This window comes from Flavobacterium sp., from assembly GCF_043760115.1.
Classification (GTDB): Bacteria; Bacteroidota; Bacteroidia; order Flavobacteriales; family Flavobacteriaceae; genus Flavobacterium.
This window is the reverse complement of the sequence record NZ_JAYUPK010000010.1, coordinates 1-18156: the sequence shown is the minus strand read 5'-3', so window position 1 is coordinate 18156 and position 18156 is coordinate 1. Positions and strand designations below refer to the sequence as shown.

At 28.8% G+C, this 18156-nt stretch carries 16 protein-coding genes and 2 tRNA genes; 13 read left to right on the top strand and 5 right to left on the bottom strand.

Annotated elements, in window-relative coordinates; genetic code table 11:
* Positions 1-13: 13 nt before the first annotated feature.
* The 3 genes from ACH2BC_RS00710 (at position 14) to ACH2BC_RS00700 (ending at position 3592) form a co-directional block, all read left to right on the top strand.
* Entirely contained in the window at positions 14-1780 is a 1767-nt protein-coding gene (locus tag ACH2BC_RS00710; protein ID WP_395052009.1) for a hypothetical protein, read from the top strand.
* Positions 1781-1865: 85 nt separating this feature from the next.
* Complete coding sequence (locus tag ACH2BC_RS00705; RefSeq protein ID WP_395052008.1) at positions 1866-2123, top strand: hypothetical protein; 258 nt, start codon at positions 1866-1868, stop codon at positions 2121-2123.
* Positions 2124-2203: 80 nt separating this feature from the next.
* On the top strand, positions 2204-3592 hold the full coding sequence (locus tag ACH2BC_RS00700) for a T9SS type A sorting domain-containing protein (protein WP_395052006.1): 1389 nt from the start codon (positions 2204-2206) through the stop codon (positions 3590-3592).
* A 56-nt stretch (positions 3593-3648) separates the two neighbouring features.
* Here the strand turns inward: ACH2BC_RS00700 and ACH2BC_RS00695 are convergent, their stop codons facing one another.
* The gene (locus ACH2BC_RS00695) at positions 3649-5880 is read right to left on the bottom strand and encodes a tetratricopeptide repeat protein (protein WP_395052005.1); all 2232 of its coding nucleotides are present in this window, start codon (positions 5878-5880) and stop codon (positions 3649-3651) included.
* Positions 5877-6581 carry a LytR/AlgR family response regulator transcription factor gene (locus ACH2BC_RS00690; RefSeq protein WP_395052004.1) on the bottom strand — a complete coding sequence of 235 codons (705 nt, stop codon included), beginning with the start codon at positions 6579-6581 and terminating at the stop codon, positions 5877-5879. Before ACH2BC_RS00690 ends, ACH2BC_RS00695 begins: the two co-directional genes overlap by 4 nt.
* 136 nt (positions 6582-6717) lie before the next feature.
* On the opposite strand from ACH2BC_RS00690, the gene ACH2BC_RS00685 reads away from it, so the two are divergent.
* Both ACH2BC_RS00685 and ACH2BC_RS00680 read left to right on the top strand, forming a co-directional pair.
* The gene (locus ACH2BC_RS00685) at positions 6718-7194 is read left to right on the top strand and encodes a T9SS type A sorting domain-containing protein (RefSeq protein WP_395052003.1); all 477 of its coding nucleotides are present in this window, start codon (positions 6718-6720) and stop codon (positions 7192-7194) included.
* 12 nt (positions 7195-7206) lie between these two features.
* A complete protein-coding gene (locus ACH2BC_RS00680) occupies positions 7207-8736 on the top strand; it encodes a hypothetical protein (protein ID WP_395052002.1) in 1530 nt (509 codons plus the stop codon).
* Positions 8737-8786: 50 nt separating this feature from the next.
* Here the strand turns inward: ACH2BC_RS00680 and ACH2BC_RS00675 are convergent, their stop codons facing one another.
* Both ACH2BC_RS00675 and ACH2BC_RS00670 read right to left on the bottom strand, forming a co-directional pair.
* The gene (locus ACH2BC_RS00675; RefSeq protein WP_395052001.1) at positions 8787-10754 is read right to left on the bottom strand and encodes a sensor histidine kinase; all 1968 of its coding nucleotides are present in this window, start codon (positions 10752-10754) and stop codon (positions 8787-8789) included.
* Positions 10751-11455 carry a LytR/AlgR family response regulator transcription factor gene (locus tag ACH2BC_RS00670; protein WP_395052000.1) on the bottom strand — a complete coding sequence of 235 codons (705 nt, stop codon included), beginning with the start codon at positions 11453-11455 and terminating at the stop codon, positions 10751-10753. Before ACH2BC_RS00670 ends, ACH2BC_RS00675 begins: the two co-directional genes overlap by 4 nt.
* A 139-nt stretch (positions 11456-11594) precedes the next feature.
* Here ACH2BC_RS00670 and ACH2BC_RS00665 point away from each other — a divergent pair, with 139 nt between their 5' ends.
* The 4 genes from ACH2BC_RS00665 (at position 11595) to ACH2BC_RS00650 (ending at position 13992) form a co-directional block, all read left to right on the top strand.
* A complete protein-coding gene (locus ACH2BC_RS00665; protein ID WP_395051999.1) occupies positions 11595-12182 on the top strand; it encodes a DUF4082 domain-containing protein in 588 nt (195 codons plus the stop codon).
* A gap of 28 nt (positions 12183-12210) precedes the next feature.
* The gene (locus ACH2BC_RS00660; protein ID WP_395051998.1) at positions 12211-12813 is read left to right on the top strand and encodes a hypothetical protein; all 603 of its coding nucleotides are present in this window, start codon (positions 12211-12213) and stop codon (positions 12811-12813) included.
* A 93-nt stretch (positions 12814-12906) separates the two neighbouring features.
* Positions 12907-13833, top strand: coding sequence for a DUF58 domain-containing protein (locus ACH2BC_RS00655; RefSeq protein ID WP_395051997.1), 927 nt, complete (start codon positions 12907-12909; stop codon positions 13831-13833).
* A gap of 85 nt (positions 13834-13918) precedes the next feature.
* Positions 13919-13992 (top strand) — tRNA-Asp (locus ACH2BC_RS00650).
* A 285-nt stretch (positions 13993-14277) separates the two neighbouring features.
* On the opposite strand, the gene ACH2BC_RS00645 is transcribed toward ACH2BC_RS00650, so the two are convergent.
* A tRNA-Phe gene (locus tag ACH2BC_RS00645) sits at positions 14278-14350 on the bottom strand.
* Between the two features lie 99 nt (positions 14351-14449).
* Here ACH2BC_RS00645 and ACH2BC_RS00640 point away from each other — a divergent pair.
* The 4 genes from ACH2BC_RS00640 to lptC form a co-directional block, all read left to right on the top strand.
* The gene (locus tag ACH2BC_RS00640) at positions 14450-15181 is read left to right on the top strand and encodes a type III pantothenate kinase (protein ID WP_395051996.1); all 732 of its coding nucleotides are present in this window, start codon (positions 14450-14452) and stop codon (positions 15179-15181) included.
* Complete coding sequence (locus ACH2BC_RS00635; protein ID WP_395051995.1) at positions 15174-16421, top strand: hypothetical protein; 1248 nt, start codon at positions 15174-15176, stop codon at positions 16419-16421. Before ACH2BC_RS00640 ends, ACH2BC_RS00635 begins: the two co-directional genes overlap by 8 nt.
* Positions 16422-16439: 18 nt before the next feature.
* Positions 16440-17684, top strand: a complete 1245-nt coding sequence (locus ACH2BC_RS00630) for a hypothetical protein (RefSeq protein WP_395051994.1) — start codon at positions 16440-16442, stop codon at positions 17682-17684.
* Positions 17685-17692: 8 nt separating this feature from the next.
* The coding region (lptC, locus tag ACH2BC_RS00625; protein WP_395051993.1) for an LPS export ABC transporter periplasmic protein LptC at positions 17693-18156 on the top strand (464 nt) is incomplete at its 3' end.

The following is an 18156-nucleotide window of genomic DNA, read 5'->3' as shown; positions in this document are numbered from 1 at the left end:
TAAAATTAAAATTATGAAAACAATTACTCAAAAATTAATCAAGATAGCACTTCTATGTTCTATTTTCTTTACTCTATTTTCTGCACAAGCCCAAGTACCGCAAAAAATGAGTTACCAAGCTGTGGTTAGAAATGCAGCAAATACTTTAATTACTAATACAGCAGTTGGCGTAAAAATTAGTGTTTTGCAAACTTCAATTTCTGGTACAGTAGTATATTCTGAAAGACATACGCCAACTACTAATGCTAATGGATTAACGACTTTCGAAATTGGTGGCGGAACGGTTTTAACTGGAACAATTGCAGGTATTAATTGGGCAAATGGACCTTATTTTATAAAAACCGAAACCGATCCAGCAGGAGGAACTAATTATACTATTTCTGGAACATCACAATTAGCAAGTGTGCCTTACGCATTGTTTGCTGCCAATGGTGGAACTCCTGGACCACAAGGTATACAAGGAATTGCTGGTGCAAATGGCGCAACAGGTTCACAAGGCGCAACAGGTTCACAAGGAATTCAAGGTGCGAATGGCGCAACAGGAATTAGTATTGTAGCTAGAACTGTTCCAGAATTAGCAGGAGCAAACTGTGCTACTGGAGGAACTAAATTACAATTTGGTGGAGATTTAAACGGAAATAACACTCTTGATAATTCCGAAATAAATCCTGCCTTAACCCAATATATTTGTAATGGTTTACAAGGAACACCAGGAACAGCAGCTAATGCTTGGGGTTTATCAGGAAATACAGGTTCTGCAACTAATTTTATTGGAACAACTGACAATACTCCGTTGGTTATTAAAACTAATAATAATCAAGCCATGATTGTTACTCCAAGTGGTTATACAGTTTTTGAATCAAGTGTTGCTGGTCCAATTTCTGATAGATTAGGTGTCGAAGGAAATGCATTAATGATTGGAGCACCAGTTAGTAATTTAGATAACGGTACATTAAAAATTAGAAATAGAGGTCAAGTACTGCAACAACTTGAAGACCAACAAATGAATCTTGACGGAGAGATTATACAAACTACTAGAATTGATGATCAAGGATCGTATGCCGCAGATTTAAAAATAAATCCTTTAGGTGGTGATGTTACTTTTGGCGCAAAAATTGGTGTAGGAAATACTGGAACAATTCAAAACAAACTTCAAATAGGTAATCCACCAGGATTTTCTGGTAACGATATTGCCATTGGTAACGGTTCACAAGCAATGTCTTTATTTCAAAGTCCAACAGCATCAACATTTTTTACCAATACTAATTTTGCTTTTATGCCAGCAAGTGGTCCTGCAAATGTGGGAATTAACACTACAACGCCAAGTTCTAAACTAGAAGTTGATGGCAGTATTGCTAACAAGTTTACGTTAATTAATGCTGATTACACACCAACTGATGCTGATTATATTATTTATGCAAACAAGCAGTTTGACGATGCGGCACCACTAACAATAACATTACCACTTCCAGCATTTTGTAGAGGAAGGATTTATTACATTAAGGCATTGGCATTGCCTGGACTATTTTCTGTAAATATTAATCCAGGTCAAAGATTTATGAGTTATGATGTTGATGGTGTTTATAATAATACTTTCCCACCTAGTTTAGCAAACACTGGTGGTTCAATAACAATCAATGATCATTTAAATCAGCCTATAACCTATTTACATTCTTTTAGTGCGTCTAGTATTCAACAATTTAGAACTTTTGTTTGTGTTCAAAGTATAGGAACAAGATGGATTGTTTTATCAGATAATTTTTTTAGTGATTCTAATTAAACAATTAGTTCTTTATTTTTTTAAAATGGTTGTTTTAGGACAACCATTTTATAAATAATTAATAAACAATTTGGAAATGTAAAAAATGACAACACCAGCAAAACCAAGAACTACTAGCGAGAAATTTAGAGATGTTATGATTATTTATGTCTTGCCTATTTTTTGTGTTGGTTATGTAAACTATACCAAATGTTGGCCGTATCAAGCCTTAATAGATTTCTATAAAGGTACAGCTGGGCAACACGCACAATGGCTCAATGACGATATTATTTATACCATTTCGTTCACGATTTTTGCAGGAATTTATTATGCTTTACGATATTTAATTAAAAAAATATTTTAAAAATTCAATTCATTCATGCTTTTAATTTTGACAGTAATTTCAATAATAAAAACTATTTTAACTTTTAAAAACTATAAATCATGAAAAAAAAATTACTTTTCATTTTAATGTTTTTTACTCAACAATTTATGTTTTCGCAAACGCAAACCATTTGTTACCAATCGGTTAAACAAGGTGCATATCACGGTATAGGTTTAAAAGCCGACGGAACTCTTTGGTTTTGGGGAAATAATTCAAATGGGCAATTTGGAGACGGTTTTACTTCATTTAATAATGTTTATCCTTTGCAAATAGGAAATGCATCTAACTGGCAAGAAATTTTTGTTGGTGCCAATTCTTCTTATGGAATTAAAACCAACAGAACTTTATGGGCTTGGGGAAACAATGTTGCAGCAGAACTTGGCGATGGCACATTAATCGATAAACTTGTTCCAACCCAAATTGGCACAGCTACCAATTGGCTAACAATAAGTCCATCTGCTCAAGGAAATCATGTTCTTGGACTAAAAACCAATGGAACTATTTGGTCTTGGGGAAGAAACAGCTCTGGACAATTGGGTAATGGAACTGTTGGTACAAACTACAATCTTGTTCCTACTCAAATAGGTATTGGCACTACTTGGAGTAAAATAGCTGCTGGATATTATTCGTCTTATGCTATAAAAAGTGACGGAACTTTATGGGCTTGGGGAACTAATAATTTTGCAGAACTTGGTATAGGTAATTTTAACGAAGTAACAACACCTACACAAATTGGAACTGATACCAATTGGCAAACAGTAATTTCTGGATCTGGACATACAATTGCCAAAAAAACCAACGGAACTTATTGGATTTGGGGAGTTAATACTGATGGAGCTTTAGGAAACGGAACTACATCAAACAGTTCATCACCAATACAATTTTCAGCAGCAACTATTTGGAAAGATTTTGGTTTGGGCAATGGACACACAATAGGTATAAAACTAGACGGAACTTTGTGGGCTTGGGGTTCTAATTTTGCTTACAATCTAGGAAACGGATCAACTGTTCGTGAATTATCGCCAATTCAAATAGGAACTGCTAGTAATTGGGATAAAATTTTGACTAGTTATGCCAGTAATTTAGCTATAAAAAATGATGGAACTATGCTGGCTTGGGGTAATAATAGTAGCGGACAACTGGCCAATGGAAGCATACTAACTAGCGTTACTCCAGCTGTAATAAATTGCCCTATAAGTTTAGCTGTAAATCAAAATGAAACCAATCAAGTTTTTAAATTGTATCCAAACCCAGTTATTGATTTTTTGAATATAGAAAATGTAGAAAAAATAGATCAAATTTCAATTGTTACTATGCTTGGTCAAGAAATTAAAATTATTAATAATCCAGAAAATAAAATTGATGTTTCTAATTTAGAAAAAGGAGTTTATGTTTTAAAAATAAAAACCGAAACAGGAAATAAAGTTTTTAAATTCAATAAAAAGTAAGTAGTTTTTTAGTTTTTTTTTAAGAAGAGTTGTTTAAAGACAACTCTTTTTTTATTCTAAACTCTTGAACTGAATTTATTAAAGTTTGTTTCAGAATCTTGCAAATCATTAAATTTTAAAATAAATGTAGTTCCTTCTCCAATTTTACTATCTACTTCAATCTCACAATCTATAGCTTTTGCTAGATCACGAATTAAGTGCAAACCCAAACCAGTTTTTATGCCAACAACTTCATTTTCGTCATACAAAGCTTTTAGTTGATTATTTGTTACACCTTTTCCATTATCAGTAATCGATAAAAAAGTTTGGTTGTTATCTGAAAAAGATTTCCAGATAATCGTTGGATTTTCAATTTTTTGTAACGATTTTATTGCGTTTCCTGTTAAATTTCGGATGATGGTTTTTAGATAATTTTCGTCAGTAAAAAGCTCAAGATTTTTGATGTTTTCGAAAATAATTGAAACGTTTTCTTCGCTTGCAAAATGATTTTTAGTAGCTTCGAACAAATCAGTAATCAATACTTTTTTGAACTCGGGTTTAAAGTTTTGCATTTGCCCTTTGCTCCACAGCAAAATATCTTCCATAGAATGTAATAAATTTTCTGCTGATGTTAATGTGGTTTCTTGAATTCGGTTTTTGGTAGTTTCGTCAAGCAAATCTGGACTATTTTTCTGAATATGTAAAAAATCGATGAGGTTTGCAACAGGACTTCGCAAATCATGATTCAGGATATTAAAAAACCTTGTTTTGGTCTTGTTGGCTTGGTCGAGATTTTGGTTCAATGTTTCAAGTTTTTGGTTGGTAAGTTTTCGTTTTCGACTTTGATAAAACAATAATCCTCCAATAATTGCTAGAAATCCTAAGCCAGAAAATAATAGCCATTTTTGTTTTTGATTGGCTTCAAGCGAGAGTTTATTGATTTTTAATTTAGTATCTTGTAATTCTATTTCTTTACGAACATTTGATAATTCCTTAGTTTGAGATTTTTTTTCTAACTGTTCTGTTTTTAAATCTGATTGGGTTTTTAAGAAATTTAGATTTATTAAATCTCTTTGCACATTGCTCTCATTTAATTGTGAGTTACTCAAAGCTAACGTTAGTTTTTGTTGATTCAGTTTTTCAAAAGATAGTAATTCTTGAACTTTATATTTTTCTTCTTTAGTATCAAATTCATATTGAATTTCTAGTCTAGAAATTTGTTTTTTGGTGTTTTCGTTTTCTAATTCGTCTTTAATTTCAATAAATTTCTTAAAGTTGATGTAAGCACTATCATTTTTATTTAGATTTTCATAAATAATTTTCAAATCGCTAAAAGTTTGTTTTTGAGTTTCTAAATCTTTTAGATTTTGAGCAATTTTATTGGATTTTTGTGTGAATTTCAATGCATTTACGAAATCATTTTTTTTAATATAATTTTGTCCAATTCCTTGGTAATTATATGCAATTCCTTTGTTGTAATTTAATTTTTCATTGATTTTTAATGCTTTATTGAAATATTCAAATGCTTTTTCAGATTGGTTTGTTTCTGTGTAAACACTTGCCAAATGTCCATATTCTCTTGCTATTCCTGCCTCGCTATTAATTTCGATATTTTTGGCTAACGCTTTTTCATAATAATCTAATGCTTTTGAAAACTCTTTTTTATCTAAATAAATATTTCCCAGATTTGCTAAATTGGCAACAATACCAATGGGATTTTTAATTAGTGTATGAACATCAAGTGCTTTTTGAAAAAATTCTATAGCTTTGTCATTATTTTTTAGTTCTGCATAAATGACACCCATATTTCCTGATGCATTTGCAAATACATCATTTCTTTTTTCTTTTTCTGCAATTCGCAATGCTTTTTGAAAGTAGTTTAAGGCATCTGGATATTTAAAATATTGACTATTAATTACTCCTAAATTACTCAGGTTTGCCATAATATTTTTTTTATCGGCAATATCTTCGGCAATTAGTAGTGATTTTTTAAAAAGCAATTCGGCTTCCTTTGTTTTTCCCAGTGAATTGCTAATAACACCTTGAAAACGAAATCCAGTAGCCAAACCATTTTTATAGTTTATGGTTTTTGCAATTTCTAATGCTTGATTAGTATACTCTAACATTTTTGGTAAATTTGGATTCACACCAAAATTTAAACCAGCAATTTTAATTAATTCATCAACTTTTTGAGTTTGATTTTTAATTTTAGGTAATTCAATCAAAAGCGAATCTATTAAAGCTTGACCCACTTTTTTTTGAGAAAAAGTAATCATCGGAACTAGCAAGAAAAATAATATTTTTTTCATTCGACAAATTGCAATTGGTCACGATAACTATTCCCTAACGGAATAACAATATTTTTGATAAGTGTAATGTTTTGCGAACCCACTTTTTGGATAAATTGTTTTTGAACTGCAAAACTTCGATGCACCCTTACAAATGATTCAAAATGGGTTTCCTTGAGCAAGTTACCAATACCCGAAAACACACAATGCCTTTTAGTATTAGTAACTAAAAGTGTATAATCTTTAAGTGCTTCTAGGTATAAAATTTCGTGTAAATGAATTTTAGTTTGCTCATAACCTTGTTTAATATAGATAAAATCGTCGGCAAATTGCAATTCATACAAACTTGCTTTTTGTTTAATATCTAAAAATTCTTTTATTCTATTTACAGTAATTGCAAATCGCTCTTGTTGCAATGGTTTAATTAAAAAATCTAAAGTTTCTAGTTCAAAACTTTCTAATGCATATTCTGGATGCGAAGTAATATAGACACATACAGGAACGGTTGCTAATTTTTTTCTTAATTCTAAACCATTTATAAAAGGCATATCTATATCTAAAAAAAGCACATCAATGGTTTGTTTATCAATTTCAAGTAAAGCATTTTGCGCTGAAGAAAAGCTACCTACAATTTTCAAAATCGGAAAATTACGAGCTATAGATAGTACTTTAAGTCGTGCTACTTCATCATCATCTACTATAATGCATTTAAGTTGATTCATAAGTAATTGATTGTTAATGTCAAATATACAAAAAAATGTTAATTTATTTTAATTCGTCTATTATTTTGCTTGTTGGTCTATTTTTTTAAAAAGGCGTTTAATTTATATTGAATTTTGAGAAAATAAATTTAATGATATGAAAACTATTTTCTTTTTTTTCCTAATACTTTTTTCTGTTTTTAAAACTACAGCACAACAAGCAATAGTAACATCTGGAGCAAATGCCTCTGGTTCTGATGGATCAGTAAGTTATTCTATTGGTCAAGTAAACTATACTTTTTCAACATCTGTTTCAGGTTCTATAAATCAAGGTGTGCAACAACCTTTTGAAATCTTCACTCTAGGAACAGATAATTTTCAAAACATTAATTTATTGATAACAGTATTTCCTAATCCTACCGTAAATACAATTATTTTAAAAATTGATAACAGTAATTTGGACACTCTTAATTTTCAATTATTTGATATAAACGGAAAACAAATTTTATCTCAAAAAATTAATACAGTTGAAACTTTAATTGATTTGCAAAATCTTGCTGCAGCAATTTATTTGTTGAAAATAAATGATACTGATAAAACAATAAAAACCTTTAAAATAATTAAAAACAATTAAAAATAAATAGCAATGAAAACAATACTACACAAATTGATGAAAAAAGTATTTTTAATAACCATTTTCAGTCCTTTATTTTCGGCATTTGCACAAGCTCCACAAAAAATGAGTTATCAAGCTGTAATTAGAAACTCTAGTAATGCATTAGTTACAAATACTCCTATAGGAATGAAAATCAGTATTTTGCAAGCTTCACAAACAGGAATAGCAGTTTATGTAGAAACACAAACTGCAGTAACTAATGCTAACGGATTGGTAACTTTGCAGATTGGTGCAGGAATAGTTGTAACTGGAAATTTTGCAACAATATCTTGGGGAACAAATAATTATTTTATCAAAACCGAGTCCGATATAGCTGGCGGAACAAACTATTCAATTTCTGGAACAAGTCAGTTACTAAGTGTGCCTTATGCATTGTATGCTGCAAGTGGCACTTCTGGTCCACAAGGTTTACAAGGTCCAATTGGTCCTCAAGGTCCACCAGGTTCAGCATTAAACGCTTGGTCAACCAATGGAAATACTAATACAACAACCACAGATTTTATTGGTACTACAGATAATAAACCTATGATTTTAAAAGCTAATAATATTGAAGTAGCACGAACTGATCCTGCTGGATATTTAAATGTTGGTGCAGCCAATTTAGCTCCAGAAACTACTAATTCATTATTAGTAAAAGGTGGTACAGCAATAAGTGACGGAAATTTGAATTTTTATAAGTTTGATGGAGATAATGGGGTTCAAAATTTAAAAGTAAATGAAGTAAGTATACAATCTAGTTTTATAGATCCAGGTGGAATATATTCTGATGTTTTAAAAATAAATCCTGCTGGTGGAAATGTTGGAATAGGAAATAACGTTAATCCGCCAAGTGCATCATTAACTGTTGCTAGAGGAGATGGAGTTGATGGAAGTGCTGTATTTTTTGGAACAACACACGCTTCACATTTTAATTATGCAACAGCTGAAAACACTTACATTAGAGGAGGAAAAGATGGAAGTATAGTATTAATAAACGACAGTCATAACGGACCAGTTTATATTGCTGGTGGTGGTGGTGATACAAATCTTGGCGGTAATTTAAGTGTAAATAACACTTCATCAGTCAATGGTAATGCATCTTTTTACAGTAATATTAATGTAGTTGGTGGTTCAAACAATGGAATTTTTGCCAATACAACAGGTGGTTTTAACATGGTGCCAATTGGAATATTTAGTTATAATTTATCTACAAATATTATTTTAGAACTAGAAGGAGGAATTAATAATGATGTAGCTCCAATATTATTAAATGCTACAGCAACTGTAAATCCGGGATTTGATGACACTATTATATTTAATTTTAATTTAAATCCAGCAGTTACAGCAGGATATACAAGTATAATCGCTATCGGAAACCCAGGTTTTAATAGCCCAAATTTTGTTACTAGAGCAACTTTAACTAATGATAATTCGTCTGTTCAAGCTACTTATGTTATAGATAATTTAGTTGGATTTAGATTTCGTTCTTACGGCAGAGTTATGGTTTATGGAATAAAATAATTTTTAGAAAAATTCACAAAAAGACTTGTATAATTACAGGTCTTTTTTTTTTATAATTTTAGAGTAAAAGTAGTCCCATAATTTAATTTTGAATTAACATTTATCTCACAATTAATAGCTTTTGCCAAATCGCGAATAAGATGTAAGCCCAATCCAGTCTTTATTCCAACAACTTCATTTTCGTCATACAAAGCTTTTAATTTATTATTACTTACTCCATTTCCATTATCAGAAATTGAAAAAAAAGTTTGATTATTATCTTGCCAAGCTTTCCAATTAATTGTTGCATTTTCAATATTTGAAAGTGCTTTTATAGCATTTCCAGTTAAGTTTCTAATGATGGTTTTCAGGTAATTTTCATCAGTATTCAATTCAATATTTTGATCATTTTCAAATGTAATTTTTACCTTTTCTTCACTTTCAAAATGCTTTTTTGTATCTTCAAATAAAGTTTCAACTGAAATCTTTTTTGGTTGAGGTTTAAAGTTTTCCATCTGACCTTTACTCCACAATAAAATGTCTTCCATTGAGTTTAATAAATTTTCGGTTCCAGAAATGGTTTTGTTTTGTAATCTCAATTTACTTTGTTCGTCAAGAAGTTCTGGATTTTCTTTTTGTAAATGCAAAAACCCAATTAAGTTAGAAACAGGTGCACGTAAATCGTGATTTAAGATACTAAAAAATCGAGCTTTTGTTTTGTTAGCTTGGTCTAAATTTGAATTTAAAACCTTTAATTTTTCATTCACTTTTTTGCGATTATAACTTTGATAAAATAATAATCCTCCTAGAATTCCTAAAAATCCCAATCCTAAAATATAAAACCATTTTTGTTTTTCTTTAGCTTGTAAAGAGAGTTTGTTAATTTTTATTTCTTTGTCTCGAAGTTCAATTTCTCGCTTATCTTCAAGGTTTTTTATGGTTTCTTTGTTTTTAGAATTAAAAATCAAGCGTTCCAATCGAAGTGTTTCATTTAAATAAAATATCTGTTTGGTTTTATTGTTCTTATAATTAAAAATTTCTGATAGTTTATGAGATGAATTTTTTAATTGGATCAAATGTTTTGTTTTTGAATAATTGATGTAACAATAATTTAAATAATTTTCTGATTTGGTAAGGTAATCCGTTTTTTTTGTTTCAAACTCGTATTTGGCTAAATACATATTACCAAAATTGTAATTTAAAAGTAATTTCATTTCTAAATTAGCACCATTATTTAATAATTGCTTTGCATCTAATAGTTCTTTTTCTGCTCTATTAAAATGATGAGCATTTATATTTACAATGGCCGACATGATTAAGAAGCGTGTTTTTTCTATAACATTTTTTTGCATAGCAGTGCTATTCGCTTTACTTTCATAATAGTTAGTAGCTTCGGCAACATTCTTAGCTTCAATAAAACATTCTTTGTTACTTTTTCCTTCTACAATAACTCCAGTTTCAGCTAAAACATTTTTATTTTTTACAACATCTAACGATTTTTGCTTGTATAATTTATATTTCTCACTATCTCGATTATATAAATGTAAAGTTGCTATATTCATTAATGCAATCGATTGCGAATCGTAATCATTTATTTCTTCGGATAACTTTAATGAATTTAAACAACATTCCATTGCTTTAGTATAGTTGCCCAAATCAGTAAATACAACCGATTCATTAATATTTATACTTGCAGTAATTCTCTTATCATTTGTATAACTTTTTGCTTTGTTGAATAATTCTAAAGCAAGATTATTTTCAGATTTTATAGAAGCCAATTTCCCTAGACTTGCGGTAGATTTTGCTAATCCATTTTTATAATTTATTTCTTTAGAAATTTGGAATGCTTTATTAGCATAAAAATAGGATGCTTCTAAATTGATAACTCTATTTTTTCGGCTTAAATTTAATAAGGTATCTACAATTACAATTTTATTTTTACTTTTATTTAATCTGATAAAAACAGAATCAATAGAAATGATTTTTTCTTGAGTAAAAACTAAAAATGGAATTAATATAAAAGTAAAAACTATTTTCATAAAATAACATTTAAACTGTCTTTGTAGCTTCTTCCTAGCGGAATGTGTTTGTTGTTGTGAAGTTCAACTTCATAAGGCATTATTTTTTTAATGTATTGTTTTTGAACTGCATAACTGCGATGTATTCGTATAAACGACTGAAAATGAACTTCTTTTAATAAATTTCCAATACTAGATAATACACAATGTCTTTTTTCATTTGTAACCACAAGCGTGTAATCTTTTAAAGCTTCTAGATATAAAACATCGTGCAATTTTACTTTGGTTTGGTTGTGACCTTCTTTAATATAAAATATATCTCCACCAATAGAAGATTCAAATAATTGCGCTTTGTGTTTAATTTCAAGAAATTCTACAATTCGTTGCATTGTTTTATCAAATCGATCAAATTTTAAAGGTTTAACAATAAAATCTAATGCTTCTAGTTCAAAGCTTTCTACTGCGTGCTCTGGATGAGAAGTTATAAAAACACAAACAGGAATATGCAAGGTCTGTTTTCTAAAATCTAAGCCATTCAAAGTTGGCATGTCAATATCTAGAAATGCAATATCAATAGCTTGGTTTTGAATTACTTTAAAAGCTTCTTCAGAATTTTCAAAAACTCCAATTAAATTTAAGTAAGGATATCTTTTTACGAATGAAGTTGCCATTAGTCTGTCTATTTCTTCATCGTCTACAATAATGCAATTTAATGTTCTCATTTTACACACATTAAGCTCAAATGTAATGATTTTTTTCAAATACATAACGCTTATCTATTTAAAACGTTGTTGGTCTATTTGTAGTTTGTTATCAATGGTGTATAAAGCAATTTTGTAATATAATTTAAAAACAAAATCAATGAAAACTATTAAAAAAACATCATTATTAATTTTATTTCTTGGTATTACATTAGTCTCTTGTAATAAAGACGACTCTCCATCACCAACTGTATATCCTGAAGAAAATTTTTTACCATCATTGCTATCAAGTAATGGTTTAAGTGAAACTACACCAGTTATTAACGATTCTCAATATGAAATAGGAATATCTTTTAAACCAAAAGTAAATGGTAAAATTAATGCAATTGTTATAAAAATTCCTGACGTTCAATCAGCAGTAAGAGTTACTATATGGGACAAGCAAACAGCAACAGTAATAAAAACAGAATTTATAGATTGTAACTCGGCAGGAGTTGAATACAGTAAAGTAATTTCAGATTTAAATGTAACAAAAGATAAAGAATATCTCATTTCTATGAACACTAATGATTATTTTATACATAAAAAACTTGATAATTCAAGTTTTACATATCCTATTATTTCTAATAATATTACTATTACAGGTAGTTATTCTTTATTAGGAGCATTACAAACTATGCCAACTGCTGCAAATCCATTAATATTTTTTGTAGGTGATTTATCATTCAATTTTAAACAAACAGAATAGATATTAAATAGCTTAAAAAATAAAATTTATGAAAAAAATTAAAAAATCATTGTCAATAATTTTGTTTCTAGTATTTACATCATTAACAATTTCCTGTAGTAAAAGCGATGCTTCAGTACCAAACAACTATTCAGAAGAAAATTTCTTATCTGCTTTTTTAGAAACTACAAATTTTAAACAGCAAGTTACATCAGATAATCTTAGTTCATATTATTTATTTGGAATTGCATTTAAACCAAAAGTTAATGGAACAATCAATACTGTAAACATAAAACTTCCATCATCTGACGGTGGTGTAATTGTAAAAGTATGGAAAGTCTCTACACAAGCACTTATTAAAACAATTCCAATAATAGTTCCAACCAATAATCTTGAAGTTGTTTTACCAATTGATAAAATTTCACTATTAAAAGACGAAGAATATCTTATTGTTATGCAAGTAAATTCAGTTTTTAGACGTAGTAAAACAGATAATACTTCAATTTCATTTCCAGTAGAAATTGGCAACATCAAAATTACAGGTTTAACTAATACTTCTAATATTAACAATGTTTATCCAAATATTTCAGATAATTTGGTAACTAACAAATATTTTGGAGATTTAAGTTTTAACTTTCAACAAACAGAATAATTAAAATAATTTTGAATTAGTTAAAAAAGGTTTGGCAATTGTCAAATCTTTTTGTTGTTTTATGATATTAATTCTTTTCTATATCTTTGAACTATGAAGATAGAAGAACAAAAAGAATTAATTTCTGGGTTTAAACATTTAGAACTGCTTGCCAATCAAGTGGTAGAAGGCTTTATTTCTGGAATGCACAAATCGCCATTTCACGGATTCTCTGCCGAGTTTGCAGAACATAAAATTTACAATTCTGGCGAATCTACAAAGCATATTGATTGGAAACTTTTTGCAAAAACAGATAGATTATATACTAAAAGGTATGAAGAAGAAACCAACCTTCGTTGCCATTTAATTATAGATAATTCTTCTTCAATGCATTTTCCAAAATTAGAAAATAATCAACCATTTTACGAAAGTAAAATTGGATTTTCGGTTTTGGCATCAGCAGTTTTAATGAATTTGTTAAAAAAACAACGTGATGCAGTAGGTTTAAGTATTTACGCCAGTAAATATGAATACTACGCTCCAGAAAAAGGTTCAGACAGACATCATAGAATGTTACTAAATCAATTAGAAAATCTTTTAGAAACTCCTAAAGAAATTAAAAATACAGATACAATAACATTTCTTCATCAAATAGCAGAAAAAGTTCATCGTCGTTCAATGATAGTCTTGTTTACAGATATGTTTCAAAACGAAAATCAGGAAGCACTTTTTAATGCCTTGCAACATTTAAAACACAACAAACATAAAGTGGTAGTTTTTCATGTAATTGACGAAAAAAGAGAACTAAATTTCAATTTTGACAACACACCAAGAAAGTTTATCGATGTAGAATCTGGAGAAGTAGTAAATCTTTTTGCAGAAAATGTTAAAGAAGAATATGAAAAAAAGGTTTCAGAATATTTTAAAAAATTATCATTAACATGTGCTCAAAACAAAATAAAGTACGTTCCTGTTAATGTTGGAGCAAGTTTCGAGAAAATTTTAACAACATACTTAGTTGAAAAACAAAACTTTGGATAAAGGTTTTTTGTTTTATCAAAAAAAACTTAAAAAACCCTTGTAAAAACAAAAAACGATTGTATATTTGCAACCGCAATAAAGCGATGGTTTGGTAGTTCAGTTGGTTAGAATACATGCCTGTCACGCATGGGGTCGCGGGTTCGAGTCCCGTCCAGACCGCTCAAATAGGGAAAATATTTAAAAGCACTTTGGAAACATAGTGCTTTTTTGCCCAAAAAAGTATTTAAAATAGTTGTGTTGTTTTCGTTTCGTTTTTTAAAACGAAACACGGTTTAGTAGTTAGACCAATGAAAAGCTTTCCGCATTTGCGGATGGCTTTTTTGCTTAAATTAAATTTCAGTTGTTTCAAAAATTTATTTATTTACCTTGAAATAAATTAATAAATTGAGTTTTACAATAAGATTTTTTAAAACAAAAAATCCGAATATTTCTATTCGGATTTTGTGGTACCTCCAGGGATCGAACCAGGGACACATGGATTTTCAGTCCATTGCTCTACCATCTGAGCTAAGGTACCTTGCGGTAATGCGAGTGCAAATATAGAACGATTTTTAATTTATACAAAACAATTTTTAAAAAAAATCTATTTGTACCTTTGCATGATAAATTTTATAAAATGCTTTTAACAATAGATGTTGGTAACACTTATATTAAAACTGCTGTATTTGAGCAAGATATCCTTTTGCAAAAGGACATTCTAGAACATAAAGATTGGAAAATTTCATTAAAAAATATTTTAAATAAATTTTTAAAAGTCAATAATATTATAGTTTCAAGTGTTGGAAAGTTAAATAAAGAAGATTTTTTGTTCCACACTAATGATATTACAGTTCATTTTATTGATGAAAACACTAAATTTCCTTTTACTAATTTATATGCAACTCCAACAACTTTAGGAATTGATAGAAAAATATTGGCATCTGGAGCAGTTTTAAAATATCCAAAAAAGAATAGATTAGTTATTGATGCAGGAACTTGTATTACCTATGATTTTATAGATGATAATGATAATTATATTGGAGGCGCTATTTCTCCTGGAATTCGTTTACGATATGAATCATTACATAATTACACCGCTAAGTTACCATTATTAAAGAAAGATTTTCCAAGTACTATTATCGGAAATTCAACCAATCAATCCATACATTCTGGAGTTGTAAACGGAGTTTCATTTGAAATAGATGAATTTATAAATCAATATTCTAACCAATATGATAACTTTATCATAATTTTAACTGGTGGAGACTCAGAATTTTTGGCTAAACGATTAAAAAATACCATATTTGCCAATTCAAATTTTCTGTTAGAAAGTTTGAACCAAACATTTCAATACAATAAAAATGATTAAAAAAGTTTTGTTTAGCATTTGTATGCTACTTTCATTGGTTTCTAATGCTCAAGAAGGTACAGCTTCTCCCTATTCTTTTTTCGGAATTGGTGATGTACGTTTTAAAGGAACTGTAGAAAATCGTTCTATGGCAGGTTTATCAATTTTTAGAGATTCAATACATATGAATTTGCAAAATCCAGCATTAAATTCTGGATTAAAATATACAACTTTTACAATTGGAGGTACATTTGCAGCGACTAATTTAAAAAACTCTTCTCAAGAATCTAAAGCACAAAGAACAACTTTAGATTATCTAGCATTTGCATTACCTGCTAAAAAAGCAGTTTTTACTTTCGGATTAATGCCTTATTCTTCAGTTGGATATAGTATTAGAAATATTAATGCCGCAAACACTAACGTAAATCAGTATCAAGGTAAAGGTGGAATTAATAAAGCGTTTGTAGGTTTTGGATATAAAGTATCTAAAGGATTAAGTATTGGTGCCGATTTTCAATATAACTTTGGAGAAATTTCTACTACAAGTATAGAAGCAATTCAAGGAATTCAATTCAGTTCTAGAGAAAAAAATGTTTCTACAGTTAATGGTGTAAACTTTAATACAGGAATTGCTTATCAATCTAAAATTAATAAAAGCGTTTCACTTTTTTCTAGTTTGTCATTTTCGCCAGAAACTAAACTTAGTTTATCTAATGAAAGAGTTTTTGCAACAATACAATATTCTGCTCTTGGTGTAGAAGCTGTTGTAGAAGAATTAGCTCCAATAAATCAAGATTCTAAATTAACACTTCCTTCTAAATTTACTGCTGGAATTGGTTTTGGAAATTTAAAAAAATGGGTTATTGGTACAGAACTTACTTTTCAAGATAACAGTAATTTTACTAATAGATTTAATGATATTAATAATGTTAAATTTGAAAATGCTACTAAATTTACTTTAGGCGGTTATTATGTTCCAAATTATAACTCGTATAATAAATATTTAAATAGAGTAACTTATCGTGGTGGTTTTCGTTATGAAAAAACAGGATTAGTTGTAAATAATGAATCTATTAATGATTCTGCTTTAACTTTAGGATTAGGAATGCCTTTGCGTGGAACATTTTCTAATATTAATATTGGTGTAGAAATGGGTTCAAGAGGAACAATTAAATCTGGATTGGTTAAAGAAAATTATACCAACATAAATATTTCGTTATCTTTAAACGATCAATGGTTTCAAAAAAGAAAATATGATTAATACCTAAATAATTTCGATATGAAAGCTAAAATTAGTATTATAATTGTGTTGTTATTTTCATTATTTACAAATGCACAAGAAAACAATTGTGATGTTAAAGAAAATGATTTAAGTAAATTCATATCAGAAAAAAAATATACCGAAGCCAATTTACTTTGGACAGAAATAAAGTCTAGTTGTGTTAAACATTCAGAAAAAATATATTTTCTTGCTTCTCAAATTCTTCAGTATAATTTAGAATCATCGTCAGTAGATAAAGAAAAAAATGCTAAAGAATTAATAAACTTATACGATCAGTTTGATAAAAATTTTCCGAATAACGAAAACGGAAATTTTGAAAAACGTGCTTTGGTTTTAATTCAAAATAAAATAAAATCTGAAGTTGAAATTTATTCTTATCTAGATAAAGCTTTTCTTATTCAAAGAAAAAACTTTACAAATCCGCAAGCAATAAATGAATATTTTAAATTGTATTTTAAAAATTATACTGAGCAAAAAGTAAAAATCACGTTTAGTCAATTGCTAGAAAAATATAATGATGTAATTACTTTGGTTGAACAAAATAAATTGCAATTTTCAAACAATGAACAAGAGTACAATAGAGTTACAAAATCTGCTTATAATTTAATTACAACCAAAGTTAATTGTGAAAATTTAACTTCTTATGTTGAAGGAAATTTTGAAAATAAAAAGTTAGACGAAAACTGGTTAAATTCCTCAGCAAAATGGTTGTCTACAGTTTGTAAAAAAGGACCAATTCTTGAAAAAATTGTATTAGAATTGCATAAGAAACCAACTTCAACTTCGGCCTATTATTTAGCAGACTATTATTTAAATTCTAAAAACGAGCAACAAGCATTAACTTTTTTTGATCAATCAATTGCTTTGTCTCAAAACAATTTAGAAAAATCTAAAACAGCATATAAAGTAGCATCGATTGTTGCAATTTCTAATAAAGCGAAAGCCAAAGAAATGATTGATATTGCAATTTTAAACGATGCTTCTAATGGAAAAAATTATATTTTTTTAGCCAATTTGTATGCTTCAAGTGTTTCAGAATGTGCAAGTACTGAAAACGAAAAGAAAGCAATTTATAAATTAGCATCAACTACAGTTTTAAAAGCGTCAAGTGTTATGCCAATGCTTAAACCAACATCGGAAAAATTATCTGAAGAATATTTAAAAAATGTAATAGTTGATAAATCTATTAAAAATAAAGCAGTAAAAATTAATTGTTGGATAAACGAAACAGTTCAATTTTAAAATTTAAAATGAAAGTATTTTCTAAAAACATAACTATCTTTATTTCAGTTTTACTTGTTTTAACTGCTATAATTTCTTGCGAAAGTAATTTTAAGGAAGTACAAAAATCTACTTTTGCAGAGTTTGCACCAAGTGGTGAAGCAGATTCTATAAATTTAAAATACACCGATTCGGGCAGAATAAAATCTATTTTAATTACTTCCAAAATGTTAGATTATGCAACGGTTGAGTTTCCTTTTACAGAATTTCCTAAAGGTGTAAACGTAACTTTATTTGACGAAAAAGGAAAAAAAACATTTGTAGCAGCAAAGTATGCAGTAACTTTTAAAAATACCGATTTAATAGATTTACAAGGAAGTGTGAAAGTTACTAATGAAACAGGTCAAATTTTTGAAACAGATCAATTGTATTTCGATCAAAAAAACGAATGGTTTTATACCGAAAGAAAGTATAAATTTACAGATCCAAAAGG

Excerpts from the sequence above, each read along its gene's own strand:
- ACH2BC_RS00640 (WP_395051996.1), top strand. The coding sequence starts at position 14,450 with ATGCTTTTAACAATAGATGTTGGTAACACTTATATTAAAACTGCTGTA.
- ACH2BC_RS00690 (WP_395052004.1), bottom strand. The coding sequence starts at position 6,581 with ATGAATCAACTTAAATGCATTATAGTAGATGATGATGAAGTAGCACGA.
- ACH2BC_RS00700 (WP_395052006.1), top strand. The coding sequence starts at position 2,204 with ATGAAAAAAAAATTACTTTTCATTTTAATGTTTTTTACTCAACAATTT.
- ACH2BC_RS00630 (WP_395051994.1), top strand. The coding sequence starts at position 16,440 with ATGAAAGCTAAAATTAGTATTATAATTGTGTTGTTATTTTCATTATTT.
- ACH2BC_RS00710 (WP_395052009.1), top strand. The coding sequence starts at position 14 with ATGAAAACAATTACTCAAAAATTAATCAAGATAGCACTTCTATGTTCT.
- ACH2BC_RS00665 (WP_395051999.1), top strand. The coding sequence starts at position 11,595 with ATGAAAACTATTAAAAAAACATCATTATTAATTTTATTTCTTGGTATT.
- ACH2BC_RS00670 (WP_395052000.1), bottom strand. The coding sequence starts at position 11,455 with ATGAGAACATTAAATTGCATTATTGTAGACGATGAAGAAATAGACAGA.
- ACH2BC_RS00680 (WP_395052002.1), top strand. The coding sequence starts at position 7,207 with ATGAAAACAATACTACACAAATTGATGAAAAAAGTATTTTTAATAACC.
- ACH2BC_RS00695 (WP_395052005.1), bottom strand. The coding sequence starts at position 5,880 with ATGAAAAAAATATTATTTTTCTTGCTAGTTCCGATGATTACTTTTTCT.
- ACH2BC_RS00685 (WP_395052003.1), top strand. The coding sequence starts at position 6,718 with ATGAAAACTATTTTCTTTTTTTTCCTAATACTTTTTTCTGTTTTTAAA.
- ACH2BC_RS00655 (WP_395051997.1), top strand. The coding sequence starts at position 12,907 with ATGAAGATAGAAGAACAAAAAGAATTAATTTCTGGGTTTAAACATTTA.
- ACH2BC_RS00705 (WP_395052008.1), top strand. The coding sequence starts at position 1,866 with ATGACAACACCAGCAAAACCAAGAACTACTAGCGAGAAATTTAGAGAT.
- ACH2BC_RS00635 (WP_395051995.1), top strand. The coding sequence starts at position 15,174 with ATGATTAAAAAAGTTTTGTTTAGCATTTGTATGCTACTTTCATTGGTT.
- ACH2BC_RS00660 (WP_395051998.1), top strand. The coding sequence starts at position 12,211 with ATGAAAAAAATTAAAAAATCATTGTCAATAATTTTGTTTCTAGTATTT.
- ACH2BC_RS00675 (WP_395052001.1), bottom strand. The coding sequence starts at position 10,754 with ATGAAAATAGTTTTTACTTTTATATTAATTCCATTTTTAGTTTTTACT.